The 23,108-nt window shown below is 69.5% G+C and carries 26 protein-coding genes and 2 pseudogenes; 7 read left to right on the top strand and 21 right to left on the bottom strand.

Annotation, left to right across the window (positions count from 1 at the left end):
- Nucleotides 1-67: 67 nt before the first annotated feature.
- The 5 genes from DOO78_RS25350 to DOO78_RS25330 form a co-directional block, all read right to left on the bottom strand.
- Nucleotides 68-349 (bottom strand): hypothetical protein, encoded by a 282-nt coding sequence (locus DOO78_RS25350; protein WP_111472685.1) that lies wholly within the window; start codon nucleotides 347-349, stop codon nucleotides 68-70.
- Nucleotides 350-629: 280 nt separating this feature from the next.
- Complete coding sequence (locus DOO78_RS25345) at nucleotides 630-1,067, bottom strand: hypothetical protein (protein ID WP_111472684.1); 438 nt, start codon at nucleotides 1,065-1,067, stop codon at nucleotides 630-632.
- A 10-nt stretch (nucleotides 1,068-1,077) separates the two neighbouring features.
- Nucleotides 1,078-1,344 carry a type II toxin-antitoxin system Phd/YefM family antitoxin gene (locus DOO78_RS25340; protein ID WP_111472683.1) on the bottom strand — a complete coding sequence of 89 codons (267 nt, stop codon included), beginning with the start codon at nucleotides 1,342-1,344 and terminating at the stop codon, nucleotides 1,078-1,080.
- 144 nt (nucleotides 1,345-1,488) lie between these two features.
- A complete protein-coding gene (locus DOO78_RS25335; RefSeq protein WP_111472682.1) occupies nucleotides 1,489-3,405 on the bottom strand; it encodes a hypothetical protein in 1,917 nt (638 codons plus the stop codon).
- A complete protein-coding gene (locus tag DOO78_RS25330; protein ID WP_128080153.1) occupies nucleotides 3,392-3,949 on the bottom strand; it encodes a hypothetical protein in 558 nt (185 codons plus the stop codon). The genes DOO78_RS25335 and DOO78_RS25330 overlap by 14 nt, the downstream gene beginning before the upstream one ends.
- Before the next feature lie 589 nt (nucleotides 3,950-4,538).
- On the opposite strand from DOO78_RS25330, the gene DOO78_RS25325 reads away from it, so the two are divergent.
- Genes DOO78_RS25325 through DOO78_RS25315 form a run of 3 tightly spaced genes read left to right on the top strand, consistent with a single transcriptional unit; the run spans nucleotide 4,539 to nucleotide 6,108 of the window.
- Entirely contained in the window at nucleotides 4,539-4,931 is a 393-nt protein-coding gene (locus DOO78_RS25325) for a helix-turn-helix domain-containing protein (protein WP_111472680.1), read from the top strand.
- Nucleotides 4,928-5,641 (top strand): IS3 family transposase, encoded by a 714-nt coding sequence (locus tag DOO78_RS25320; protein ID WP_111472679.1) that lies wholly within the window; start codon nucleotides 4,928-4,930, stop codon nucleotides 5,639-5,641. The genes DOO78_RS25325 and DOO78_RS25320 overlap by 4 nt, the downstream gene beginning before the upstream one ends.
- A 29-nt stretch (nucleotides 5,642-5,670) precedes the next feature.
- Nucleotides 5,671-6,108 carry a hypothetical protein gene (locus DOO78_RS25315; protein WP_111472678.1) on the top strand — a complete coding sequence of 146 codons (438 nt, stop codon included), beginning with the start codon at nucleotides 5,671-5,673 and terminating at the stop codon, nucleotides 6,106-6,108.
- A gap of 2 nt (nucleotides 6,109-6,110) precedes the next feature.
- Here DOO78_RS25315 and tnpC (DOO78_RS25310) read toward each other — a convergent pair whose 3' ends face one another.
- The 4 genes from tnpC (DOO78_RS25310) to DOO78_RS25295 are packed head-to-tail and all read right to left on the bottom strand — an operon-like array spanning nucleotide 6,111 to nucleotide 10,938.
- Nucleotides 6,111-7,631: an IS66 family transposase gene (gene tnpC / locus DOO78_RS25310; protein WP_111472677.1), complete on the bottom strand. Its 1,521-nt coding sequence runs from the start codon at nucleotides 7,629-7,631 to the stop codon at nucleotides 6,111-6,113.
- A 58-nt stretch (nucleotides 7,632-7,689) separates the two neighbouring features.
- Nucleotides 7,690-8,034, bottom strand: coding sequence for an IS66 family insertion sequence element accessory protein TnpB (tnpB, locus tag DOO78_RS25305; protein WP_111472676.1), 345 nt, complete (start codon nucleotides 8,032-8,034; stop codon nucleotides 7,690-7,692).
- Entirely contained in the window at nucleotides 8,031-8,486 is a 456-nt protein-coding gene (tnpA, locus tag DOO78_RS25300; protein ID WP_111472675.1) for an IS66-like element accessory protein TnpA, read from the bottom strand. Before tnpA (DOO78_RS25300) ends, tnpB (DOO78_RS25305) begins: the two co-directional genes overlap by 4 nt.
- Nucleotides 8,455-10,938 carry a Tn3 family transposase gene (locus tag DOO78_RS25295; protein WP_111472674.1) on the bottom strand — a complete coding sequence of 828 codons (2,484 nt, stop codon included), beginning with the start codon at nucleotides 10,936-10,938 and terminating at the stop codon, nucleotides 8,455-8,457. The genes tnpA (DOO78_RS25300) and DOO78_RS25295 overlap by 32 nt, the downstream gene beginning before the upstream one ends.
- 150 nt (nucleotides 10,939-11,088) lie before the next feature.
- Between DOO78_RS25295 and DOO78_RS25290 the strand changes: the two genes are divergently transcribed.
- Complete coding sequence (locus DOO78_RS25290) at nucleotides 11,089-11,673, top strand: recombinase family protein (RefSeq protein ID WP_111472673.1); 585 nt, start codon at nucleotides 11,089-11,091, stop codon at nucleotides 11,671-11,673.
- A gap of 260 nt (nucleotides 11,674-11,933) precedes the next feature.
- Nucleotides 11,934-12,590: a phosphatase PAP2 family protein gene (locus DOO78_RS25285; RefSeq protein WP_243634790.1), complete on the top strand. Its 657-nt coding sequence runs from the start codon at nucleotides 11,934-11,936 to the stop codon at nucleotides 12,588-12,590.
- A 227-nt stretch (nucleotides 12,591-12,817) separates the two neighbouring features.
- On the opposite strand, the pseudogene DOO78_RS25280 reads toward DOO78_RS25285, so the two are convergent.
- The 4 genes and pseudogenes from DOO78_RS25280 to tnpA (DOO78_RS27940) form a co-directional block, all read right to left on the bottom strand.
- Nucleotides 12,818-13,120, bottom strand: a pseudogene (locus tag DOO78_RS25280) (transposase); the annotation flags it as partial.
- Nucleotides 13,117-14,685 (bottom strand): IS66 family transposase, encoded by a 1,569-nt coding sequence (gene tnpC / locus DOO78_RS25275; RefSeq protein WP_111472671.1) that lies wholly within the window; start codon nucleotides 14,683-14,685, stop codon nucleotides 13,117-13,119. The gene tnpC (DOO78_RS25275) and the pseudogene DOO78_RS25280, both read right to left, overlap by 4 nt.
- 40 nt (nucleotides 14,686-14,725) lie before the next feature.
- Entirely contained in the window at nucleotides 14,726-15,052 is a 327-nt protein-coding gene (tnpB, locus tag DOO78_RS27945) for an IS66 family insertion sequence element accessory protein TnpB (RefSeq protein ID WP_408887590.1), read from the bottom strand.
- Nucleotides 15,053-15,072: 20 nt separating this feature from the next.
- Entirely contained in the window at nucleotides 15,073-15,507 is a 435-nt protein-coding gene (tnpA, locus tag DOO78_RS27940; protein ID WP_111472669.1) for an IS66-like element accessory protein TnpA, read from the bottom strand.
- Nucleotides 15,508-15,610: 103 nt separating this feature from the next.
- On the opposite strand from tnpA (DOO78_RS27940), the gene DOO78_RS25260 reads away from it, so the two are divergent.
- Nucleotides 15,611-16,051, top strand: a complete 441-nt coding sequence (locus DOO78_RS25260) for an EamA family transporter (RefSeq protein ID WP_111472668.1) — start codon at nucleotides 15,611-15,613, stop codon at nucleotides 16,049-16,051.
- A 51-nt stretch (nucleotides 16,052-16,102) separates the two neighbouring features.
- On the opposite strand, the gene DOO78_RS25255 is transcribed toward DOO78_RS25260, so the two are convergent.
- From DOO78_RS25255 to DOO78_RS25220, 8 genes are all read right to left on the bottom strand, one after another.
- Nucleotides 16,103-16,720, bottom strand: a complete 618-nt coding sequence (locus tag DOO78_RS25255) for a DUF6675 family protein (protein WP_165839082.1) — start codon at nucleotides 16,718-16,720, stop codon at nucleotides 16,103-16,105.
- A 332-nt stretch (nucleotides 16,721-17,052) separates the two neighbouring features.
- Complete coding sequence (locus tag DOO78_RS25250; protein ID WP_111472666.1) at nucleotides 17,053-17,439, bottom strand: hypothetical protein; 387 nt, start codon at nucleotides 17,437-17,439, stop codon at nucleotides 17,053-17,055.
- Nucleotides 17,440-17,463: 24 nt separating this feature from the next.
- Complete coding sequence (locus DOO78_RS25245; protein ID WP_111472665.1) at nucleotides 17,464-18,222, bottom strand: COG4705 family protein; 759 nt, start codon at nucleotides 18,220-18,222, stop codon at nucleotides 17,464-17,466.
- Nucleotides 18,223-18,423: 201 nt separating this feature from the next.
- The gene (locus tag DOO78_RS25240) at nucleotides 18,424-19,722 is read right to left on the bottom strand and encodes a sensor histidine kinase (RefSeq protein ID WP_165839081.1); all 1,299 of its coding nucleotides are present in this window, start codon (nucleotides 19,720-19,722) and stop codon (nucleotides 18,424-18,426) included.
- 43 nt (nucleotides 19,723-19,765) lie between these two features.
- Nucleotides 19,766-20,449, bottom strand: coding sequence for a winged helix-turn-helix domain-containing protein (locus tag DOO78_RS25235; protein WP_111472663.1), 684 nt, complete (start codon nucleotides 20,447-20,449; stop codon nucleotides 19,766-19,768).
- A 121-nt stretch (nucleotides 20,450-20,570) separates the two neighbouring features.
- Nucleotides 20,571-21,176: a PepSY domain-containing protein gene (locus tag DOO78_RS25230; protein ID WP_165839080.1), complete on the bottom strand. Its 606-nt coding sequence runs from the start codon at nucleotides 21,174-21,176 to the stop codon at nucleotides 20,571-20,573.
- A gap of 170 nt (nucleotides 21,177-21,346) precedes the next feature.
- Complete coding sequence (locus tag DOO78_RS25225; protein ID WP_111472661.1) at nucleotides 21,347-21,979, bottom strand: DedA family protein; 633 nt, start codon at nucleotides 21,977-21,979, stop codon at nucleotides 21,347-21,349.
- 26 nt (nucleotides 21,980-22,005) lie between these two features.
- Nucleotides 22,006-22,806 carry a COG4705 family protein gene (locus tag DOO78_RS25220; RefSeq protein WP_111472660.1) on the bottom strand — a complete coding sequence of 267 codons (801 nt, stop codon included), beginning with the start codon at nucleotides 22,804-22,806 and terminating at the stop codon, nucleotides 22,006-22,008.
- 202 nt (nucleotides 22,807-23,008) lie between these two features.
- On the opposite strand from DOO78_RS25220, the pseudogene DOO78_RS25215 reads away from it, so the two are divergent.
- A pseudogene (locus tag DOO78_RS25215) lies at nucleotides 23,009-23,108 on the top strand (ATP-binding protein); the annotation flags it as partial.

Here is a 23,108-nt window from a genome sequence, read left to right as displayed (position 1 = left end):
CCCCGCTCCTCCATCCACAACCCGGGTCAATTCCTCATGGCAATCCCGGGTCAGCTCTCACTGGCATTCAACAGTAGTACATTGTCAGGCTGCTGATGGCCTCCTGGAGGGCGTCGCCCCAGTTGGATTTATAGAAAATGCTGGGTGTGTATGCATCTGCCTGAGAAGGCGTCCGGATAGCGTGGCTAACCCAGAACTTGGTGTGCTCGGAAGACTGGAACCTTCCAATCTCTACCGTGATGGGGGTTTTCAGTTCGCCCAGCCGGAAAGTGAAAGTTCCTGCCTCGTCGTGTCGGTCGATGACGTGAATCAGGTCATCGCCGAGTGCCTCATCTACCGTGAAAGCCAACGCGCCTATCCTCCGCAGATACGGTGCCAGGAAGTAGGGGCGGTAACGCTGTTCCAGCGGCTTCGGACGCAGATAATTCAGCCGTCTGATTGACTAGGGGTGTTGGGCATATAGATAACGGTTGCGGAAGTAACAGCAATGTGATATAAGTATTTATAGAGGTGCGCCCGGGGCCGGTCAGGCTGCCGGGCGCTTCCGTTGCCTGGGCTGGACCCGGCGCGTGCTCAATCTAATGGTGCAAGCGACGGGGGGATAAGATGCGCCGCCCCCGGGGTAGCCGTCAGGGCCCGGCGCGATTGACCCTGCTCAGCTTCTTATCGCGGTAGAGTTCGACAAAGCGGTCCCGGACGATGATGAAGAAGTCCGGCGGCAGGTGGCCGTAGTGGAAGGTACCGGGCTGCCTGGGCAGCGGGCGCAGGTCCATCGGCCAAGAGTCGATGTTGCACTCATTGAGCAGAATCCACTGCTGGGCGCTATCCAGCCCCGCCTTCCTCTTCACGTCGTCGGGCAGCTCCAGCCCGATCTCCTCCTCGTTCGGCGGCGAGTGAGAGATCGGCAGGTACATCACATAGTCCTCGGGACGCCCCTCCCGCTTGAAGGTGGCGACCACGCAGGCGGGGTGGTCCTTGTCTGCGGTGTGCGCCCCTTCCTGCTCGCGCCGCTTCCAGAGGTATTCGTAGCGGACCACCAGGCCCAGCGTCAGCGTTGGTAGCGGCACGTCCCAGGCGTCACTTCGCGTTCAGAAAATCGAAGCGGGGGTCCATGGTGGACGAGGCGATCTGGTCAATCAGGTCCTCGGGCAGTTCCTCAATGGCCAAGCTCATCTTGTCCCGCCGCTTCAGGCGCTCGTACTCGTCTGCCTGCACGATGACCACCGCGGGCTTGTTGTAGTGCAGCACCCGCACCGGCTCCGGCGCGGCGCCGCGGGAGCCCTCGGCCTTCTCCCGGTAGACACCGAAGCTCTTCGAGACCTCGGCCGAGCTGACTTCGAGCATCGACAAAATCCCCTTCAAAGTTCCATAGAAAGTTACGGAACATCCTCCGGAACTTCAAGGGATAGTCGGATCACGGGGTGGCGATTAGCGCCCAGGGTGCCGAGAGGGGCCAGATGGCCCTGTCTTCTTAACCCCTATCCCGCCTCACATGTCGAAGCGGCTTTCCTCGGCGGCATCCTCGGCGGCCACTCGCTTGCTGTACTCGGCGTGGTTTCGCATGTCCTGAGCAACCGTCGCGGCACCGTCGGCAATCCAATCCAGCGCACGAGCCACGAGACCGCGCCGCGACTCTGCCAATTGACGCCAAACGGCGGCCGTTACGGTGAGCTCCTCGACCGTAACAGAGGTCGCGGTCACAGTTGTCCTTTGTACGGTTGCAGACACATGGATCTGCTCTGAGTGCCGGCGGCGCTGCTGCCGGAGCTTGTCACCGACCGACGACATTGGCGCCCTGCCCTGGCCGGCACGCGCGGCCTCAGCACGCGCCGCGGCAAGGCGCTCCCTCTCAATTTCCTCCCGCACCCGGCGCCGCGACCGCTCTAGCTCGATCTGAGCAAGGCGGGCCTGCTCCCGCATCCATGCCAGCATGACCGGGTCGCCGCCGCTCGCCGCGATCTGAAATGCCGTCGTGAAATCTTGTGGGCCAGCGTACGGATTGCGTCGTACGGCCTCCAGTTGCGCCAGCACCCGCGGCGGCAGGCGCCGCTTCTCCGACTGAACCGGCGCCGACGCCGAGGGCGAGGCGGCCGGCTTCGGCTCACGCTTCTGGATCTCGGCGAGCTCATCGTCGCTTGGCATCCCCGACCACCTGTTGCGTACCTCTGGCTTCGGCTCCGGAGCGGGCGCAGGAGCGGCCGGCGGCTCGACCTTCCGCCCCGGCCAATCGCGCATGATTTCGTCGAGGACGTTGCGAGCATCGCGGCTGACCGGCGGCGGCGCCTGGAGGCGCGACCGGGCTGGTGCCACCGGCGCCGTGGGTTGCTCAGGCTGCGGAACCTCGGTCGGGGCAGCCTGGACCTCGGCGGCCTCAATGATCGCCTCGGGCTCGATGTCCGACAGATCAAACTCAACCTCGACCTCGGCCTTGGGGGCCTGCGGGGCATCCGACAGGGAGCGGATGAGGGCACGTACCTCGTTGACGGAGCTCAGACGTAGGCCGGCGATCTTGGCCCGGACGTCGGGAGCGCTGATGCGCGGCAGGTCGGACGCCTTGGACACTGCGCCGAGGGTCCGGGCGAGGTCGTGAGTGGCGCCCGTGCGGTCCAGCAGCTGCACCGTCTTGCCACCCTGGCCGAGCCAGAGGCCACGATCGAGCAGCGCGGCTGAGAATGCCTCGGCGCTGTCCGATGCCTGCCAGGCGGCCAGGACGTCACGCTCGACGTCGGCGAGCTGGATGCCGGTGCGAATCTGCTGCTGGCGCTGAGGGCGGTTGATCTTGGCCTTCCGGCGCGGGCCGAAGCGGGTCGGCTCGGCACCAGGCGGATCGGGGAGGCGCGGGAAGTTCGCTAGCAGCCAATCCGCGGCCTCAGTCCGGCCGTTCGCCACCAGCCAGTCATGGACCTTATCGGGGTGAGCAATCGCCGGGCAGGACAGGCCGAAATCACGAGCGACCTCAACCGCAATGCGCTCCATGATGAGGAAATTGTTGCCGATATTCGCGACCTTGCCGGCGTCGGTCCGGCGGAGGCTGATCTCGTGCAGGTGGATGCCGCGCTTACCCCGGCTGTCGATCAGGTCGTGCCGTACCCGCATCCGTGGCTGGTTCTGGGTGCCATTCGACTCTGCAACACGATCCAGGAACACCTCCTGAGCCTCGAGCGGGGCATCCTCCAGGGATGGCGAGACGATCGTGTGCAGCAGGGGGGCCTTGCTCTTGATACCAGCAGCCATCGCAGCAAGGCGGCGCAGCTTGGCGTGGAGCGTGTCACCGCTCACCCCACCGGGGAGCAGCGTCACAACCTGACGCTTGCCGGCATCCAGATCCTTGCTGAGGTGGTCGGCGAGGGCATCGACCGCGGGCTTGGCCCGCGGGAAAACGCCCCCGATGCTAAGGAACGACATCCCGGCGGCCTTCGGCCACGGCAATCAGGGTTTCGGTGCGCTTCATCAGCCCCTCGACTTCGAGGACCAGGGCATCAACCCGGTCGAGAGCGGCGAGCATGGCGGGGATCACGTCCTCCCTGCCGGTCTCGCGGAGCGGGGCTAGGTACTGGCGCAGCGTGCCATGGACCATCCGCAAATCATCTCGGGTGGTGTCGACCTTAATGAGAGCCTCGGCCAACGCAGTCACTTGGACAGTGGGCTGCGGGGTCACGCGGCGCTTGGGTGCCGGGCGAGCCATCTCCTCGGTGACCAGCTGCGTGAGCAGGGTCGCCCTCTCCATCCCATGCAGGGCGGCGCGGGCGGCAAACACCTCGGCGGTCTCCGGATCCAGGCGGCACCCAACTACCACAGAACGCAGATCCGCATCGGCGGTGCGGCGGGGCCGACCGCGCTTCCGGACGAACTCCGTGCCTGCAGGGGCAGGCATCGGAACGCGCGATGAAGGCATGGGAACGCTGGGGGCATTTCCGGGGGCGTGGCGGGTGTCGAGCACCTTTTCCATGGCCGCGTGGTCCTGTTTCTTCAGGCGCTGGGCGCCTGCGGGGTCCACGGGGCGGAGCCCCTGGCAAGGTTATCGCGTTTACGCGATATTCCTTGCGCGAAGCAATCCGACCCCGTCGCACCCGAAACATACCGGCGAGAACGGAAACTACCTGGGTACCGTGAACAGAAATAGGCGGCCGGAAACGTGACAGAAGCGTGAGTCTCTGAAGAGAAAAACGGGTCGCTCGGAGACCCTATAGACGGCCGAAAGGCCGTTCTGCTTGGCACTGCAGTGGGCCCATGCTGGTACCACCAATAGTGCCGTTCGGCGCTATTGGTAGGACCGTGGTGGTACCATGAGGCATTGGAACGCTACCCCGCTTCCGGGGCCTTTTCGGTCGCTGCAAACACATGGGCAGGGCGTTTCCCGGGATGTTGAAAGGCGATCAGGCCAACGATCTCGATCCACCGCAGATGGCGCCGGAGATGTAGATCGACGCCGTGCGCTGATCTTGTCGCGCCACGGGCGTGGTGCCGCGTTGGGGTGCGGCACGGTTCGATGAGACAGCCGGCTGCGGTAGAGGTCACCGCAACCGGAGGTCAGACCGATGGACCAGAACCACAGCGACAAGCCCGTGGGGGCGCCGGCGGGCGCCCAGAACGTTGACGCCGGGGCCCCCACGGGCGGTGCCGGGCCGGAGCGTCGCAATTCCGCCCGGCGCAAGCTGGCCGCCGTCACCCGCCTGCTGCGCGGTGAGCCGCTGGAGACCGTGGCCCGCGAGCTCAACGTCACCGTCGCCCGTCTGAGCGAGTGGCGCGACCGCGCCCTGGTCGCGGCAGAGGCGGCGATGAAGGAGCGCGAGCGCGACAGCCGCGACGAGGAGGTGCTCCGTCTCAAGGCCAAGCTCGGCGAGGTCACCATGGCCAACGAGCTGCTGGAGCAGAAGATTGCGGCCCTGGAGGGCGGCCGCCCTTTGGGCCGCCGGAGGCCGAGGCGGTGAGCCGGGCCATCTCGTCGGCCACGGGCCGCGCCTACGGCCTGGCCCGGGTCACCCGGGTCTGGCACCTCTCCCGCGCCACGGTCTACCGCCATCGCATGGCGGCCGATGCTATGGGATCGGCTGGCTCGGTGCGCCGGGGCCCGGTCGGCGTCTGCTCCGATACCGTATTGCTCGAGCACATCCGCGCCCAGGTCCTCGGCTCGCGCCTGCACGGCGAGGGCTACCGCAAGATCTGGGCCCGGCTGCGCCATGGCGGCATCCGCACCTCGGCCCGGCGGGTCCGGCGCCTGATGGGCCAGCACGGCCTGTTGGCGCCACACCGCATCGGCCGTCCCGAGCAGCGCGCCCATGACGGCACCATCACCACCACGGCGGTGGATGTGATGTGGGGGACAGATATGACCGAGACCATCACCCTGCGCGAGGGGCGGGCCCGGGTGTTCGTTGCCGTCGACCACTGCTCCGGCGAGTGCGTCGGCAACCATGCCGCCCGCTCCGGCAACCGCTTCGAGGCACTCGAGCCAGTCCGCCAGGGCGTCTTGCGACACTTCGGCGGCATCGAAAAGAACGCGGCCAAGGGTCTCTCCCTCCGCCACGACCACGGCTCCAACTACATGTCCGGCGACTTCGTAACCGTCGTCGCGGCCCCACGGGGAGCGTCTGCTGACCTGCTTCGCGGCGGGTTTTTGCGGCGCCTGCTGGCGCGGTAGCCTGGTCGCTCCGACGTGGCGGGGTGGGCATGGCGGTCGAGGACGATCTGCTGGCGCGGCTGCGCAAGATCGAGGTGCTGATGGCCGGTGCGGGGACGGTCGGCGAGCGTGAGGCGGCGGGCGCGGCGCTGGAGCGGGTCAAGGCGCGGCTGGCGGAGCAGGCGCGGCGGGATCCGCCGGTCGAGCTGCAGTTCTCCATGCCGGACGCCTGGTCGCGGCAGCTCTTCGTGGCGCTGTGCCGGCGCTACGGCCTCAAGCCCTTCCGCTACCCGCGGCAGAAGCGCACGACGGTGATGCTGCGGGTGCCGCGTGGGTTCAACGACACGGTGCTCTGGCCCGAGTTCGTGGAACTGGATCGGGCGCTCGCCGCCCACTTGCAGGAGGTCACGACGCGGATCATCCACGGCGCGGTGCACGCCGACACGAGCGAGGCGGAGGAGATGCCGGCGGCGCTGCCGACGCGATAGCCCTACGCCGCGGCGGCGGTGCCGGGCTGGCGCCAGGCCCAGGGCAGCAGCGAGGCGAGCTCCGTCGAGCGGACCTCGCCGCGGACCATCCGCTCCAGCACGTCGGTCAGCCAGGCCTGCGGGTTGACGCCGCTGAGGATGGCGGTGCGGATCAGCGTCGTGGCGATGGCCCAGTTCTCGCCGCCGCCCTCGCTGCCGGCGAACAGCGCCGCTTTGCGCGTGACGACGACGGGCCGGATCTCCCGCTCCACGCTGTTGGTGTCGAGTTCGAGCGTGCCGTCGTCCAGGAACCGGCAGAGGCCCTCCCAGTGCCGCAGGCCGTAGCGGATAGCCGCGGCAAGCGCCGAGCCCTGGCTGACGCGGCCGAGCTGCGCATCGAGCCATAGGCGGAGATCGCGCACGAGCGGCGCGCTCTGCTCCTGGCGGACGGCCTGGCGTTCCTCGGCGGGTCGGCCACGAACCTCGCGCTCGACGGCGTAGAGCGCGCCGATGCGCAGCAGGGCCTCGGCCGCGATTGGCGAGGCGGTGTGGGCGTGGATCTTGTGGAAGCGCCGGCGCAGATGCGCCCAGCAGAACGCGAGCGCGACCGCGCCGTCGTTCCTGCGCTCCGCCAGCGCGCGGAACCCGCCATAGCCGTCCACCTGCAGCGTGCCCCGGAAGGCGGCGAGATGCCGAGCTGGCCGGATGCCCTTGCGGTCCAGGGCGTAGACGTAGGCGACCGCCGGCGGCCCGGTGCCGCCCGAGGCTCGGTCATCGGCGGCATAGGCCCAGATCCGCCCGTCACGCATCCGTCCCCTGCCTGGCGCCAGGGTGGGCAGCGGCGTGTCGTCGGCGAACACCCGCGCATGGCCGACGACATGGGCAAGGACCAACTCGTGCAGCGGCCGGAGCCACCAGCAGGCCTGGCGCACCCAGTCGCAGAGCGTCGCGCGGTCGAGATGGATGCCGCCGCGGGCGAGGATCTGGCACTGGCGGTAGAGCGGCAGGCCGTCGGCGTACTTCGAGACCAGAACATGCGCCAGCAGCGCCTCGGTCGGCAGGCCGCCGGCGACGATCCGTGCCGGTGCTGGCGCCTGGTGCACACCCTCGGCGCAGCGCCGGCAGGCATAGCGCGGCCGGACGGTGACGCGGACCCGCAACTGGGCGGGTACGACGTCCAGCCGCTCGGCCCGGTCCTCGCCGAACCGGTGCATCTCGCCCCGACAGCAGGGGCAGGCGCGGTCGGCGATGTCGATCACCTCCTCGATGCGCTCCAGATGCACCGGCAGCGCGCCACGGTTGCGCCGACGTTCGGCGGCAGGCTTGCGCTCCGGCACCGGGGTGTCATTGCCATTCGCCGGCGGAGGTGGCGGAGCCGCGCCGAGGGCCAGCGCGAGCTGGCCCGGATCGACGCGCTCGATGCTCGGGCCGAACCGTGCCCGTCGCAGGTCGTGGATGATCTGCTCGAGCTGCGCGATGCGCGCCTCCGCCGCGGCAAGCGCGGTGCGCAGTTCCACCACAACAGGGGGCGGAGTGTCGGGCACGGCAGAATCGTCGCCGACGCCCGCGCGTCGCACCAAGCGAAAGCAGCGTGTTGCGCGATCACACCGCCGTAGGCCGCCAGGCCGGCTGCACCCGGCGCCACTCGAGGCCCTCGAGCAGCAAGGACATCTGAGCCGGCGACAGCACCACCTTGCCATTCGGCGTCGTGGGCCAGGGGAAGGCACCCTGCTCGATGCGCTTGGTCAGCAGGCACAGGCCGACCCCGTCGTGCCAGAGACATTTCACCAGCCGCCCCTTGCGTCCGCGGAAGGCGTAGAGCGAGCCGTCGAACGGATCGGCGCCGAGCGATTGCTGGACCAGCGCAGCCAAGCTGTCCATGCCGCGCCGCATGTCAGTGACGCCGCAGGCGAGAAGGACGCGGGCGCCCGGCGGGGGACCGATCATCGGCCGCGCAGCACCGCCAAGACCCGGCGCAGCGCCTCAGCCCCGACATCCTCGTCGAGCCGCAGCAGCGTCCCGCAGGGCAGCACCACCTCCATGCGTGCCGGCGATCGTGCTGGGGTATCCAGGGCGGACGGCGGCGGCATCGCCACATCCTCTGCCATGGCGACCTGCGCGAAAGCGGGCAGCGGCATCGGCACCGCGCCGAGCTCGCCGCTCATCACCTGCCGCCGCCACGTATAGAATAGGCTCGAGGTAAGGCCCCAGCGCCGGATCACCTCGGTCGGCGTCACACCGGGCTGCATCGCCTCCACGACGATCCGACACTTTTGGTCCGCCGACCAACTCCGCCGTCCCTCGCTGCGCGTGACAACCTCGACTACCTCGTCGGGCCGCGCCTTGCGAGCAGTCCTACGACCAGTCCTATGACCGGTCTCGACCGCCTCCGCCTCCATCTCCAACGCCACCTCCGCCGCATGCCGACATCCGACACGGCATCATCAGGGGGGCGTTTCGCAAGGTGAGGTCAGGACGACGGTTACGGAAGGTGTAGAGCCGGCGGTCTTTGAGATCGCGCAGGCGCGGCGCGAAGCGGATGCCGAGCAGCGCGAAGAGGCCGAAGACCTGGTCGGTCGCGCCGCCGGTGTCGGTGTAGTGCTCGGCGAAGCGCAGGCCTGTGCCGTTGCGCAGCAGGCCGTCGAGCACGTGCGGCGCCTCGGAGGCGGTCGCGGCGATGACCTTCGTGTGGAACGGCCCGAACTGGTCGGAGACGTGGGTGTAGAAGGCGACGCCGGGCTCGTTGCCGTGCCTGGCGTTGACGTCGCCGACTGCCTCGCCGCGGCCGCCGGCGCGGAAGAACTGCCCGTCCGAGCTGGAGGTGGTGCCGTCGCCCCAGGCCGCGGCGAGCGGCAAGGCGCGGTGCGCCTCGATCAGGCGGGCGAGGGCCGCCGCGTAGCATTCCTCGCGGACGTGCCAGTCGTGGGTCCAGGCAAGCTGGCGGAGCGCCGGACCGCGGCAGGATTCCGCCATGCGCGTGAGGCCGAGATTGATGCCGTCGGCCAGCACCGCGGTCAGCAGCGCAGCGCGGTCGGGTGCGGGCCTGCCGCTGCGCGCGTGGGTGAAGCACTCGGAGAGGCCGGTCCAGCCGTCCACCTCCAGCAGCAGGTCGGTGATGCGGATCCGCGGGAGGAGGGCGTAGGCATCGGCCGCGAACCGTTTGACCTCGGGCGGCGCCTCCGCCCGGATCGGCGTGATGTGCAGCCCGTCCTCGTCGAGCGTGGCGTCGGGCAGCCGACCGGCCCCGGCGAGTGCCGCGACCTCGGCCATGGCGGCTTCCAAGGCTTCCTGTCGCGATGCGAGGTGAGCCTCGATGTCCTCGGCCACGCCAACCGCCAGCGGCCCCTCCGCGCGCAGCGCTGCGAAGGTCGGCCGCGGCAGGAGGAGATCCTCGAAGTTGCGGTAGCGCCGGCTGCCGCGCACCCAGACGTCGCCGGCGCGGAGCCGGTCGCGGAGTTCAGAGAGGACGCAGACCTCCCAGGCCCGGCGGTCCGGCTTGCCGGCGCCGCCGATCACGAAGGGCCGCCAAGCACGCCGGATGAAGCCCGTTGGCGCATCGTCCGGCAGGGTGCGCCGGCCGGCGGCGTCCATCTCGCGCAGCACCGCCAATGCCTTGCGCAGGCCTGCGGTGCCGGTCGCGCCCTCGAAGTCGAATGTCTCCAGCAGCGCCGGGGCGAAGCGCCGCATCGTCGGCCAGCGGCCGACCAGTTCGGCACGCATGTCGATCGCCTCCGGCCGGGCGAGGTCCTCCGCCTCGGCCACGGCGCGCAGGAACGGCGCCCAGCCCACTGCCTGCTCGACGGCGTCCGCCGCATCCGTCCCGCCCTCGCGGGCGGCGATCACGGCCCGGCCGGCACGGGCGAGCAGGCGGAGGTGGGCCTGCGCGTCCCGCAGCGCGCCGGCGGCACCCTCCGTGGCGCCCTGCTCGGCGCGGCGCGACAGGGTGCCCATGAGCTTGTCGAACATCAGCAGGGCGGCGTCGGTCAGCTCCGCCTCGAGCCGCAGGACGGCGGCGGCGAGGGTCGCGCCCCGCCGCGGCTGGGCCAGGTCGCGCAGGTGCTGCGCCGTCATGCGCAGGCCCTCCCCGGCGAGGGCGTCGAAGGCGATCGGCGGCACCGCGGCCTCCCGGCTCCGCTCGATGCCGAGCGCTCGGACTGCGCGCAGGCGCTCGACCAGGCCGTGCAGGTTGGCCGCCGCGGGCGAGACGGAGGCGCCGCGCAGCCATGCCAGGCGCGACGGGCTGCCGCCGGGCGCGGCCGCTATCAGCCCGTCCAGCTCGGCAAGCCGCGCCACGTCGAGCCCGTCCGTCAGGGCGCGGTGCGCGACCCGCTCGGCCCGGGCGCGCGCCTCGTGGATCAGCCCCTCCAGCACCCCGGGCGTGGGCAGCAGGATGCGCCGACGGCGGAGCTCCTCGATCAGCGTCGTGGCGAGTTCCGCCGGTGTGCGGCGCGAGCCGGCGATGGCGGTCAGCCAAGCGACGATCGCACGCGCCTCGGTGCGGCCGAAGCTCCGGAACCCGCCCTGCCGCATCAGCTCGGCCAGATACTCGCGCCGGCTCTGCGGACGGAGACGGTGGACCTCCAGCGCCGTCGGATCGGCGTCGACCTGCCGGGCCACGTAGGCGGTCATGAGTGCCGGTGGCACCTCGGCGGCCTCCAGCGCGCGGCCGGGGTGCCGGAGGGTGAGGAGCAGGAGCGCGTAGGCGAGCCGGCCGTGCGGGCTGCGCTTGGCCGCGACGAGGGCGAGGTCGTCGGGGGTGAGGGTGCAGTGCCGCACCACCTCCAATTCCTCGGTCGGCAGCGCGAACACCCCTGCCCAGAACGCATCACCCAGCAATCGCCGCCTCGCCATCCGAGCCTCCCGTGAAGGGCCGGCACGTTACGGGCGGCTGTCCGACAAACGAACCCCAGCCGGCCAGCCCCGGGATGTCCGGCAACCCTGGCGCGGGGACGGGAAAGCGGACATGCTCCATTCCGGACGGCAATCCGGACAGGTGCAGCGATGGCAGCAGTCGGTTACGTCCGGGTTAGCACGGCGGACCAGGACCCCGCGCTGCAGCTCGACACGCTGGCCGCGGTGGGCTGCGCCAAGGTGTTTGAGGATCGCGCCTCCGGCGCCCGCACCGACCGGCCCGGGCTGCGCGCCGCCCTCGACTATGTGCGCGAGGGCGACGTGCTGGTCACCTGGAAGCTGGACCGGCTCGGTCGTAACCTGCCGCACCTCATCGAGACCGTGGCGGCGCTGGAGCGGCGCGGGGTGGGGTTCCGCTCGCTCACCGAGGCGATCGACACCACCACCCCCGGCGGTCGCCTGGTGTTCCACCTGTTCGCCGCCCTCGGGCAGTTCGAGCGCGACCTCATCCGCGAGCGCACCCGCGCCGGCCTTGCCGCCGCGGCGGCGCGGGGGCGCACCGGCGGGCGCCGGCCAGCCGTGACGGAGGAGAAGCTCCGGCGGGCACGCGCTCTCATCGCCAAGGGCCTGAGCGTTCGCGACGCGGCGGTCCGGCTCAGGGTGGGCAAGACCGCACTCTACGAGGCGCTCCGCGGCCCACGAAAAGCGGCATCGGATCAGCCACGGACGGAGTAACGGGGCCGTCGTGCCCGGCATGCATCGTCCGGGTCATTAGGCTATGCCGCTCAAGCAGGTAGGGCGTTGGGGTTCAAGTGGGCCTTCCGGTCCAGAGCCCGCGCTCGCCACGAAAGGCAGAAATTATGGCGCCGTTCGCACCCTCACCGGCCGACGAAGCGTCTCGGCGCGACGAAGGGCGACCTGCGGGCCGACCGAACCGGCAGCCCGAGCCTCCGCGGCGGCGCTGGCCAGAGCTTCGGATCGTGCTGCCCTTTGCCATGCTGGCTGGCACCCTCTGGGGCTTCGTCTGGCTAGCGGGCGAGGTGGTGGAGGGGGACACCCGTGCCTTCGATACCCGCCTGCTTCTGCTGCTCCGTAACTCTTCAGACCCGTCTGATCCCATCGGCCCCCTCTGGTTCGAGGAAATGGCCCGGGACTTCACTGCTCTCGGCAGCGTCGGCGTTCTCTCTCTCGTCACGGTGGCCGTGGCTGGCTTCCTCCTTTTCGCTCGGCGGCGGGGGGCGGCGCTGCTGGTGGCCATGAGCATCGGGGGCGGATGGTTGCTGACCGAGGCGCTCAAGCACGGGTTCGAACGGCCGCGGCCCGACCTCGTGCCGCACGGCACCGTCGTCTTCACCTCCAGCTTCCCCAGCAGTCACGCGGCGATGTCCGCCGTCGTCTATCTCACTCTCGGCACCCTGCTTGCCCGCCTGCAGACCTGTCGCAGCCTGAAGATCTACGTCATGACCTCGGCCACGTTCCTAGCCCTGCTGGTCGGCGCCACCCGCGTGTACCTTGCGGTGCACTGGCCGAGCGACGTCCTGGCCGGCTGGGCTGTCGGTGCGGCCTGGGCGCTAGCCTGCTGGCTGGCCATGCGCTGGTTACAACGCTGCGGCCGGGTCGAACGGAACCTGCCCGAGCGAACCGAGGCATAGTGAGCGGAGCATAAGCAACCGTCTTGCTCGAGGGCTTGACCCGGCATGAAGCCCTCCGGCGAGGGATGCCGTTCCGCCGCTCGGGGCGGCACGCCGTCGCTGACCTGCTTGCGTGGAGAGAAGNGGTGGCTGTCCTTTGGCCGGGACGCCCCAGCTTAGCCAGTCACTCGCTCCGCCGCTTCAGCCCCCGCAAATGGCCAAACTCGAGCTTAGAGCCTGTTTGAGAATCAGCGGTGGGCGACGCGACGGAGTAGGAGGGCGCCCATGCTGACGTGGATCATGGCTTCGGACACGTCGAGGCGCCTCTCGTAGTCCCGCACAAGACGGCGCCAACGGATCATCCAGCCGAAGGTGCGCTCTACCACCCAGCGGCGCGGCAGGACGTGGAAGCCCTTTGGATCGGAGCGCCGGACAATCTCGACGACGAAGTCAAGGAAGGCGGCCTTGTCCATCAACGTCGTGCGGTCGTAGCCCGCGTCGGCGAAGAGGTGCTTCAGTAAGCGTCCGGTGACGGTGCGGAGCACGGTCAGGCAGCGTGCGCAGTGCTGGTCGGCTTGAGGTTCCAGGGCAGGAGTTCGGCGACGCGGTTGACCGGGTGATCGGCGATGCGCTCCAGAACGGTGCGGAGATAGGCCTCTGGGTCGAGGCTGTTGAGACGAGCGGTGGCGACGAGGGATGCGATCGCCGCGGCGCGGTGCCCGCCTGCATCGGAGCCTGCGAACAGCCAGTTTTTCCTGCCCAAGGTCAGCGGGCGGATGGCGCGTTCGACGGGGTTGTTGTCCGGCTCGAGCCTGCCGTCGCTGACGTAGCGCGTCAGCGCCTCCCAGCGGGCAAGGGCATAGCGGATTGCCCCCGCAAGATCGCTCCGAGCTGAGATCCGGCCGAGGGTGGCGGTGAACCAGGCGTGCAGTTCCGCCAGCACTGGCCCGGCCCTGGCCTTGCGGATCCTGGCCCGACGCGCGGGCGGCTGGCCGCGGATCCGCTCCTCGACGGCGTAAAGCAGGCGGATGCGCCGGAGCACCTCGGTGGCCAGCGGCGCCTGGCCGGTCAGGTGCAGGTCGTAGAACGGGCGCCGGACATGCGCCCAGCAGGCGGCCTCGACGACCTGCCCGCCTTCATACAGGCCCTCGAACCCGCCATAGCCGTCGGCCTGCAGCACGCCCCGGAAGTCGCGCAGGTGCGCCTTCGGGTGCTCGGCCTTGCGGTCGGGGCTGTAGCGGTAGAGCACGGCGGGCGGGATCCGGCTCCGGTGCGGGCGTTCGTCGCGGAGGTAGGCCCAGAGCCTGCCGGTCCTGGTCTTGCCGGTTCCTGGCGCCAGCACCGGCACGGGTGTGTCGTCGGCGTGCAGCACGGCCCCGGCCATGACGTGGCGGCCGAGAGCCTCCACCAGAGGCTGCAGCAGCGCCGCCGCACCCCCAACCCAGTCGGCCAGCGTCGAGCGTTCCAGCGTGACGCCCGCGCGGGCGTAAATGTCGCTCTGGCGGTAGAGCGGCAAGTGGTCGGCGTATTTCGCCACCAGCACATGGGCGAGCAGACCCGCGGTGGCCCGGCCGCGGGCGATCGGCAGGGAGGGCGGCGGCGCCTGGGTGATGGTCTCGCAGGCCCGGCAGGACCAGCGGGGCCGGACGTGGCGGATGACGCGGAACCGGCCCGGCACATAGTCGAGCACCTCCGTCACATCCTCGCCGAGGCGCCGCAGGGCGCCGCCGCAGGCCGGGCAGGCGCAGGCATCGGCCCCGTGCTCGACCGTCTCGCGCGGCAGGTGGTCGGGCAGCGGACGGCGGGCGGGCTTGCGCCGCTCGGGACGGCCCATCCTGCCCTCGCCAGCCAGCGGGTTGTCGGCCACCGCCGGGGCGGGCGCATCCGCCTCCAACTCCTCCAGCGCCAGCTCGAGTTGGTCCGCCTCGCCGGCGAGGCGCTCGGAGGAGCGGCCGAACTGCATCCGCCGCAGCCGGGCGAGTTGCAGGCGGAGGCGGGCAATGAGCTCGCGTTGGCCGGTGATCTCGGCGTGCTGCGCCAGCACGATCGCGCGCAGCGCGTCGACGTCGCCAGGCAGGGATGCGGGATCGAGTTCCACGGCTGCATGGTCGCGCATCGCGCCGCGTCGGGCCGAATGAATCCGCCGCGAGGGCGGACTACCCCGCCATCTCCGGCCGCCAGGTGCGCGCGGGCATGCGCCAGTCGATGCCCTCCAAGAGCATCGAGAGCTGTGCAGGCGTCAGCGAGACGACGCCGTCCTTGGCCTGCGGCCAGACAAACCTGCCACGTTCGAGGCGCTTGGCGTAGAGCACCAGGCCCTGGCCGTCCCACCACAGCACCTTGACCAGGTCGCCGCGGCGGCCACGAAAGACGAACATCTGCCCGCTGAACAGGTCCTGCCCCAGCGCCTCCTGCACCTGCCGCGCCAGCCCGTCGAAGCCGCGGCGCATGTCGGTCGCGCCCGCGGCCAGCCAGACGCGCACCCCTGGCGGCGGCCCCGAGATCACCCGCGCAGCGCCGCCAGCACGCGCCGCAGCGCGGTCGCACCGACCTCCTCGCCGACGCGCAGCCGCACGCCATCCGGCAGCTCGATCTCGATGACGCCAGGAGAGCGCGGCGCAGGTGATGCCCGTCGCGCGGGCGCCGCCGTTGGTGCCGATGCCGCCTCGGGCGAGGCCTCGCGGGGCAATGGCGGTGCGGGTGGCTCCAGCCGCACCGGCACGAAGCTCGGCATCGGCTCGGCCACCAGCAGGCCCTCGCGCGCCTGCCGCCGCCATTGGAACACCAGGCTGCGGTAGATCCCATGCCGCGCTGCCACGGCCGAGACCTGCGCGCCTGGCTCGTCGCACTCGGCCAGAATGCGGAGTTTGTCGGCCACACTCCAGCGCCGACGCCGCTCGCGCCCGGTAATGATCTCGACCGCCGCCTCACCAGCCATGACCTTACAGCCGTCCTTACGCACGACGTTAAGATCGCCACCCTCCGCGCAGGTCAGCCACAGTGGAAGGCGGGGGAGGCCGAACGCTTACAGAGAAGATGAGATGATCGGCAATCCGCTGTCGTCCTGGCAACTCTGGGCTTGCCTCTCGGCGGCCTTTGCAGCGCTTACCGCCATCTTCGCCAAGATTGGGGTCGAGGGCGTGGGGTCGGACTTCGCCACCTTCGTCCGCACCATCGTCGTCGTGCTGGCCTCCGGCGCCCTGCTGGCGGTGACGGGCGGATGGCAGCCGCCGGGTTCGGTGCCTGCACGGAGTTGGCTGTTCCTGCTCCTCTCCGGCCTCGGCACGGGGGCGTCATGGCTGTGCTACTTCCGCGCCCTCAAGCTCGGCGATGCGTCGCGCGTCGCGCCCATCGACAAGCTGAGCGTCGTGCTGGTCGCGGTGTTCGGCGCGGTCATCCTCGGCGAACGGCTCTCGGCCGCGAACTGGATCGGCGTGCTGCTGATTGCCGCGGGTGCCGTCCTCGCGGCATGGAAGGGCTGATCCCGGGCGAGGACGGCGGCTCGATCGGGGCGGCGCTCCCGGCGCCAGCCCTCATTGCTGAGCCGCCGGAGGTTCTTGGTCCGTGGGGATCCCGGCGGTATGGCGAAACATTGCAACGGCCCGATTGATCGACGACGCCTTGTGCCCCGAGGTGAATGCGTTCGTTCGCAGACCCCACAAGCCGTAATAGCCCCAGGTGCCACGCTCCGGGAGCCGCTCAAGGAAGAAGGTGGTTTGCAGGTCACCTGGCGCGAACAACGTCAGGAGGAACAGGCGCACCGGCGTCACGTTGTCGACCGAGATGACCAGCCGTTCCGGCTGCTTTTCCAGCACGCGCATCCGGTACACGACTTCCCCCGAAGAGCGGCTGTCGGATTGCACGAAGTAAAGCGCGCCGCCCTCGCCCATCTCGCCGGGAGTGAAGTCGGGGCGCCTTCTGGCCGGGTCGGGACCATCGAGGGCGGCGGCGTCGGTCACCAGCGTGCGCCAGCGATGGTCGCTGACGGACCAGTACCGCGTTCCGACCAGAGCGGAAATACGTCCGAATGCGGCCAGCAACGCCTCGACCCCGCCGTCATGCTCGAAGGCCCCCACCACCGCGACAAGCAGGGTGGAGCGCCCGGAGGTCCACCCAACGCAGGGCGCTGCCGTCCAACCATCGACTTTCATGGTGCGGATGTGGGGCGGATGACCCGGCGCGGCATAGGATGGCACTGGTGGGCCCCCGCAAGGGGGACGCACACCCTCCTGGGCCAAGCTGCCGGACGTGCAGAACAGGATCGCGACGACCACCATCCCAAGTCTCATGCCCGACTCCTGCGGCTTGGACTTCGCTCATCATACCGGCAACGGACACTCCCGGCGCAGGCAGACACGACCGGGCCCGGGAAACCGGGCGCCAAGCCCTGACAGCTCCGATTGTGCCCGCCCCGTTCCATATCGGCTACGGCATGCAGATGCCCACGGGCGGCGGGCCGGCGCGTTCCTATCGCGCGGCGCCGTCAGGCTGCAGGCTGGTCCATGATCTGGAGCAGTTCGGTCAGCGTCCTCTCGCAGTTGGCCCTGTCCGGCGTGCTCGCCCGCAACGCGGCCAGGGCACGATCAATGGCCTTGTCGATGCGGTGCCACTCGGAGGGCGCCCGAGGCTTCAGCCCCGCTTCCGCGTCATCCCACGAGGCCTCCAGGTCCTTGATACGCGTCCTTGCCCCGACGAGGTCGCCCTTGTCGACCAATGCTTTCGTATCGACGACGACCGCGCGGAAGGCGGAGAGGTCGCCGAGCTGAGATTGCGCGGCAAGCGCCGGCCTGGTCCACGAGACCGCCAGGACGGGCGTGGCGGCTGCGCCGCCAAGCAACGCGAGGGCGACAAGATACCGGGCAGTGCGCATAGGCGGTCTCCTTCCGTAGGCAGGTCAGCCGCATTCGGCTGGCCCAGCCGGAGCCGGGCGGTCGAACCCCGTGACGCTGACCCAGGTCACGAGGGCGACGATCACGGCGAGGAAGACGATACTGGTCACGATCGTCCCGAGCCCCAGCCCGCCGTAATTCTGCGATTGCGACAGCAGGTCGCCAAGCGACGCGCCGAGCGGGCGCGTCAGGATGTAGGCGATCCAGAAGGTCAGTACCTCGCCGGCGCCGAGCCGGTACGCGACGTAGGTGGCTGCGATCAGCGCGCCGAACGCCAGCACGCCTATCGTGAAACCCATGCTGAGCGCTTCGGTGGCAAGGTCACCTGCCGCCGTGCCGAGTGCGAAGGTGAACAGGATCGCAAGCCAATAGAACGCTTCGCGCCGGGTCGTGTCGATCGAATGGATCGAGAGCGTCCGTTCGATCGAGTACCAGATGGCGAAGACGCCGGCCAAGCAGACCGCGAAGGCGGCGGTGCTCACATAGAGGCTGACCTCGAGCTCGTCGGTCAGGAAGTCAGTGATCTGCGTGCCGACGACGCTGATCAGCACCACCGCGAGCCAGTAGCGCCAGGGGATGTATTCGCGTGCGGCGAATTGCGCGCTGAGGGAGAGGAGCAGCAGCGTCAGTGTGATCACGTCGGTGACAAGGGTGCCGAGCCCCACATGCACCGCGAGGTAGTCGGCGCCGGTCTCGCCCACGGTTGTCGACAAGATTTTAATGATCCAGAAGGCAAGCGTGACCTCCGGAACCTTGTTCAGCATCGTCGCCAACACGGTGCGTCGTCCGGTCGCCACCAATCCCCCCATGAGCTCGAGAGGGAGGTGGACTACCCGGGCCGGGGTTGGCTCGACGTGGACTGAACCTTGGGAATTCCCAATCGGAAGCGCCCTCCGAAGTTCCGAGCGGCCGGCATGCGAGTGTGCGGGGCGCCCACCCCGCCTTTGGCTGAAAGCCTCCCGCGCTCACCCAACCGGCAGCAGCACTTCGACCCGCAACCCGGGCGCGGCATCCTGGAGGCTTACGCTGCCTCCGTGCCGCCCGGCGATGGCCTCGACGAGACTCAGGCCGAGCCCGCTGCCCGGCGTCGTGCGGCTGGCCTCCAGCCGGTAGAATCGCCGGAACACCCGGTCGCGCTCGGCGGCCGGGATACCGGGACCGTCGTCCTGCACCCAGAGCAGGACGAGCTCGCCGCGCACCTGCCCCCCGACCCGGATCCGGGTCCCGGGCCCGGTGTGGCGACAGGCATTGTCGACCAGGTTTCCCAGCATCTGGATCAGCAACTCGCGGTCCCCGCGGAATCGGAAGTCCTCCGCTTCGCCGCTCAATGCCTGGCCCCGATCCTCGGCGAGCGGCTGGTAGAGCTCCACCACGGTGGCAACGAGTGTCGGCGCGTGCACCGGTGCGAGTCTCGCCTCGTCCGCGATGGACTCGATCTGGGCGATGCGCAACAGCGCCGCGAAGGTGTCCAGGATGGCGTCACTGTCGGTGATCGACCGGTCGATGGCCGCCTCGTATTCCGCGGCACCGCGGGGCCGCCGCCGCACCTCGCCGAGCCGGTTGCGCAGCCGCGACAGCGGCGTGCGGAGGTCGTGCGCGATGTCGTTGGTGACCTGCCGCATGGCCTCCATCAGGGCGCCGATGCGGTCCAGCAGCGCGTTGAAGCCCTCGACCAACTGGTCGAGCTCGTCGTCGGTGCCGCGGGTCGGCAGGCGGCGCGCCAGGTCGCCGCGCATGATGGCTTGCCCGGCCTGCCCAATCCCAGCGATCCGCCGCAGGACGCTCCGGCTCACCAGGAAGCCGCCCGCCAGCGCGAGGGCGAGCGTCAGCGCCCCGCCAAGGGCGAAGGCACGGAGGATGAGCTCGTCCAGTTCCTCCGCCGTGAAGGCGTCCTGGCCGATCAGCAGAGTGCCGCCGTCGGGCAACCGGATGGCCTGGGTCAGGATCGGGTGGGAATCGCCGCGATCATCCTCCGGCCCGGGCAGCCGCAGCGTGACCCAGCCCGTTCCCTCCAGCCGCGCCGGCGGCAGATTGCCGGCGAGCCGCCGCCCGGCGGCGTCGAGCAACAGGCCGTAGGCGCCGGGGTTCTCGGCGATCGTCTCGGTCACGCTCCTGGCCAGGCCGGCGCTGTTCGCCGCGTCCTCATCCGCCAGGATCGCCTCGAGCCGTGCGGCCACCGTGCCGCGCAGCTCGGCCTGCAGCGTTCCCACCGCATACCAGTGAATCGTTGCAAACAGCACCGCAATGCACAGCAGGAGTAGCACCGCGAAAAGCCCGGTCAGGCGAAAGGCTGTGGTCCGGAACAGCCTAGGCAGACGCACGGATCATGTACCCGGCGCCGCGCACGGTGTGGATCAGTTCGGAGCTGAAGCCCTTATCCACCTTGCCGCGAAGGCGACTGACATGGCTCTCAACGACGTTGGTGCCGGGGTCGAAGTGCAGGTCCCAGACGCCCTCGAGCAGCATGGTCCGCGTCACCACCTGCCCGGCGTGGAGCATCAGGTACTCCAATAACTGAAACTCCCGCGCCTGCAGCTCGATGTCACGCCCGGCGCGGCGAACCACACGGGACAGGCGGTCGAGCTCGAGATCGGCGACCCGCAGCACCCGCTCCTCCGTCACCCCGCCGCGCGGCCTGCGCCCGAGCGCCTCGACCCGGGCGGCCAGTTCCGCGAAGGCGAAGGGCTTGACCAGGTAGTCGTCGCCTCCGGCCTTCAGCCCGGCGACCCGATCGGTGACCCCGCCCATGGTGGTCAGGAACAGCACGGGCGTGGCGACCTTCGCCGCGCGCAGCGCCGTCACCAGGGCGAGACCGTCCACCCCGGGCAGCAGGCGGTCCACGATCAGCAGGTCGTAAGCGTCGCCGTCTGCAGCCCGGAACAGGCCCTCTCGGCCGTTGCCGCTGCGGTCCACCGCATGACCCAGTTCGGCCAAGCCGTCAGACACAAAGTCGAGCGTCTCGGGATCGTCCTCAATGACCAGGATGCGCACCGCCTTCCTCGCATTCACCCTGCCGTACCGATATAGGGCCTGACCCTTGCCGCGGCACCGCGAGGCCGCTGCCGGGCCACCCGGTCCTCTGCGGCATCCCGGCCAGGTGCTGGATGGGGCGTCACCGGGATTCGCCTGGTTCGTGCCCCTCGGGCTTTTCCTGCTCCGTCCGTGCGGCCTGGCGGACAGTACCGTCGGCGGGATTGACACGGAAACTGTGGATCTTGCCGTCCATGGGCACGTCCACGGCCACGACCCACTGGCCGTTGCGGAGGCTGTAGTTCGCCTCCAGCGCCCGGCCACCCGCCGCCTGCTCGGCCGCGGCGACGGCGGCGGCCAGGGAGCCTGGTGCGGCGGAGGCGTGCCGGAGCGCCGAAGCGGGCAGCCCATCCTCGGCGAGAGCGCTGGCGTTCACCACCTTGCTGCCGGCAACGGCGCCGGTCGAGGGATTGACCTGCACCAGCCGCAGCCCGGTCGGGGTCTGCACCGTCACCTCGTAGGCATTGGTGTTCCGGTTCACCTCAAAGCCGAACACCAGCGCCCTGCCGTTCGTGTGGCTCTCGGCCGCCTCGACGGCCGCAGTGGGCGAAATGGACGCACTTTGCAGCGCGGTGATCTCCTGGCGCTCGGTCGCGTTCGGCGGAGCGGCCAGCGCTGCGGCGCCGCCGACCACCATCGCGCTCGCAAGTGCCGCGTGCACCATCCAGGACTTCGTCTTCGCCATCATCTCGATACCCGCCCATTCCGCCCCGTCATGGGGCGGAATGGGTGCCAGGATGGGAGCGGGCCGGTTACCGGCGCCTGTCGGCATCTGTGGGGATCTGTACACCGGCGGCGCGCTGCCACAAGAGCAGTTTCAGGAGTACGTCGGCGATTCGGGGACGCGGGTGGGCATGGTCACGAGCCATGGTTGCAGCGATGCCAGCGCTTCCGAACGAAGCGGACCACGGCCAGCACGGCGAAGGCGGAGATGGCGTAATCGAAATAGTGGAAGGCCTGGTTCAGCCCGGGGGACGAGCCCCACTGGTCGCCCAGCACCAAGCCGACATAGGCGAGCAGGAGGCACCAGGGCCAGGAGCCAATGAAGGTGTAGATGTGGAAGCGCAGCTGCGGCATGCCGGCGATGCCAGCCGGCAGCGCGATGAAGGTGCGGATCACGGGCAGCATGCGCGCGATCAGCACGGCGGCGCTGCCGAAGCGCTGGAAGAAGCCGTCGGCACGCTCGAGATCCTTGTGGGTCAGCAACACGTACTTGCCCCAGCGCTCCACCGCGTGCCGGCCACCGTAACGGCCCACAGCATAGGCTACAGCCGAGCCAAGATTGCAGCCGAGCGCCCCGACCGTCGCTACCAGCCAGAGATTCATCTGTCCTTGCGAGACCAGGTAACCGGCGAAGGGCAGGATCACCTCGGAGGGCAGTGGCAGGCATGCGGATTCCGCCGCCATCAGCCCGGCCAGCCCGACGTAACCGGCGGCCGAGAGGACGCCGACGATAGCCTGCGCCAGCGTGCCGGTGACGCCTGCCTGCATGGAAAGCCTCTACTCCCGCGGCCGCCTCAACTCGGTGCCGCGTATTCGCCGGGATGGCGGCCGGCGCGCTGCGGCAGGACCAGGATCAGGACGACCATAATGCCGGCAATGACCAGCGATGCGCTGATGCGGCTCAGTGCCAAGCCGCCGTGCGTAATGGGCTTGTCGAGCAGGTCGCCGAGGGTGGCTCCGAGCGGCCGCGTTAGGATGAAGGCAGCCCAGAACAGCAGCGTGTGCGACAGGTTGGTCCGGTAGTAGGCCGCCGCGACCAGGGCCAGCAGGGCAAGGAAAACGAGGGCGCCGCCCTCGTAGCCGAGCCCGGTCGAATCTGCCATCCAGTCGCCGAGCGCAGTACCAAGGGTTTGTGAGAAGGTGATCGTCATCCAGTAGAAAGCCTCCACCCGCGGCGTGTTGACGGTTTCCACCGAGACCGTCCCCTCCCACCAGTACCAGGCGGCGAGCGAGAGCAGCACGCAAAGCAGCAGCAGCGATGATCCGCCGACATAGCCGATGCCGAGCGAGCGGTCGGCAAAATCGGCCATCGTCGTGCCGGCCGTAGTCGAAGCAACGATCGTCGCCCAGTAGAGGGAGAGGTGAAACCGTTTGGCCGCGATCTGCCAAATGACGAGCGACACCAGGATGGCGAAGAACAGTGCGGTGCCGATGAGGTAGCCGCCGTTATGGGCATCCTGATCGGCGTGAAGGAGCGTCATCGTGAAGGCGTCGCCCCCGGTCTCGCCGAGCGTCGTCGCCAGGATCTTGATCACCCAGAAGGTCAGGGCGACCTCGGGCACCTTGCTGCAGCTTAACTGGTCGAGTCGGGTCATGCCTGCGGCGGGTCCCTCTCTGGTTCAATGGCCGGGGCATGATGGGCAGCGCGAGTTGGGCGGTGCAGTTCGCCGGATTGGGAATCGGTAACTTCCTGATTGCACAGTCGGATCCCACCGCGAGGGCTATTCAAGCCTTCCGAGCGAGTTCATGGTTCGTTCCGGATAGCGGACACTCAGCGCACTTTCGTGTCCTGACCCCTACAAGGACCTCACCGGCTTTGACTTCGCCGGCAGCCAGCTCAACGAAGCCTTGGTGCGCCAGCTTCACGCCGGCGCCTTCATGGAGAAAGCCGACAACG

Source organism: Roseicella frigidaeris (assembly GCF_003258945.1).
In the GTDB taxonomy this organism is placed as follows: domain Bacteria; phylum Pseudomonadota; class Alphaproteobacteria; order Acetobacterales; family Acetobacteraceae; genus Paracraurococcus; species Paracraurococcus frigidaeris.
This window is presented reverse-complemented; position numbering and strand designations above follow the sequence as displayed.

Coding starts and splice junctions, on each gene's coding strand:
- tnpA (WP_111472675.1), bottom strand. CDS start 8,486: ATGGAGGCGGAGGCGGTCGAGACCGGTCATAGGACTGGTCGTAGGACT.
- tnpC (WP_111472671.1), bottom strand. CDS start 14,685: ATGCGCGACCATGCAGCCGTGGAACTCGATCCCGCATCCCTGCCTGGC.
- DOO78_RS25260 (WP_111472668.1), top strand. CDS start 15,611: ATGATCGGCAATCCGCTGTCGTCCTGGCAACTCTGGGCTTGCCTCTCG.
- DOO78_RS25285 (WP_243634790.1), top strand. CDS start 11,934: ATGCTGGCTGGCACCCTCTGGGGCTTCGTCTGGCTAGCGGGCGAGGTG.
- DOO78_RS25340 (WP_111472683.1), bottom strand. CDS start 1,344: ATGCTCGAAGTCAGCTCGGCCGAGGTCTCGAAGAGCTTCGGTGTCTAC.
- DOO78_RS25225 (WP_111472661.1), bottom strand. CDS start 21,979: ATGCAGGCAGGCGTCACCGGCACGCTGGCGCAGGCTATCGTCGGCGTC.
- DOO78_RS25325 (WP_111472680.1), top strand. CDS start 4,539: ATGGACCAGAACCACAGCGACAAGCCCGTGGGGGCGCCGGCGGGCGCC.
- tnpA (WP_111472669.1), bottom strand. CDS start 15,507: ATGGCTGGTGAGGCGGCGGTCGAGATCATTACCGGGCGCGAGCGGCGT.
- DOO78_RS25290 (WP_111472673.1), top strand. CDS start 11,089: ATGGCAGCAGTCGGTTACGTCCGGGTTAGCACGGCGGACCAGGACCCC.
- DOO78_RS25335 (WP_111472682.1), bottom strand. CDS start 3,405: ATGTCGTTCCTTAGCATCGGGGGCGTTTTCCCGCGGGCCAAGCCCGCG.
- DOO78_RS25250 (WP_111472666.1), bottom strand. CDS start 17,439: ATGCGCACTGCCCGGTATCTTGTCGCCCTCGCGTTGCTTGGCGGCGCA.
- DOO78_RS25245 (WP_111472665.1), bottom strand. CDS start 18,222: ATGCTGAACAAGGTTCCGGAGGTCACGCTTGCCTTCTGGATCATTAAA.
- DOO78_RS25295 (WP_111472674.1), bottom strand. CDS start 10,938: ATGGCGAGGCGGCGATTGCTGGGTGATGCGTTCTGGGCAGGGGTGTTC.
- tnpB (WP_111472676.1), bottom strand. CDS start 8,034: ATGATCGGTCCCCCGCCGGGCGCCCGCGTCCTTCTCGCCTGCGGCGTC.
- DOO78_RS25230 (WP_165839080.1), bottom strand. CDS start 21,176: ATGATGGCGAAGACGAAGTCCTGGATGGTGCACGCGGCACTTGCGAGC.
- DOO78_RS25315 (WP_111472678.1), top strand. CDS start 5,671: ATGGCGGTCGAGGACGATCTGCTGGCGCGGCTGCGCAAGATCGAGGTG.
- DOO78_RS25255 (WP_165839082.1), bottom strand. CDS start 16,720: ATGAAAGTCGATGGTTGGACGGCAGCGCCCTGCGTTGGGTGGACCTCC.
- DOO78_RS25220 (WP_111472660.1), bottom strand. CDS start 22,806: ATGACCCGACTCGACCAGTTAAGCTGCAGCAAGGTGCCCGAGGTCGCC.
- DOO78_RS25330 (WP_128080153.1), bottom strand. CDS start 3,949: ATGGAAAAGGTGCTCGACACCCGCCACGCCCCCGGAAATGCCCCCAGC.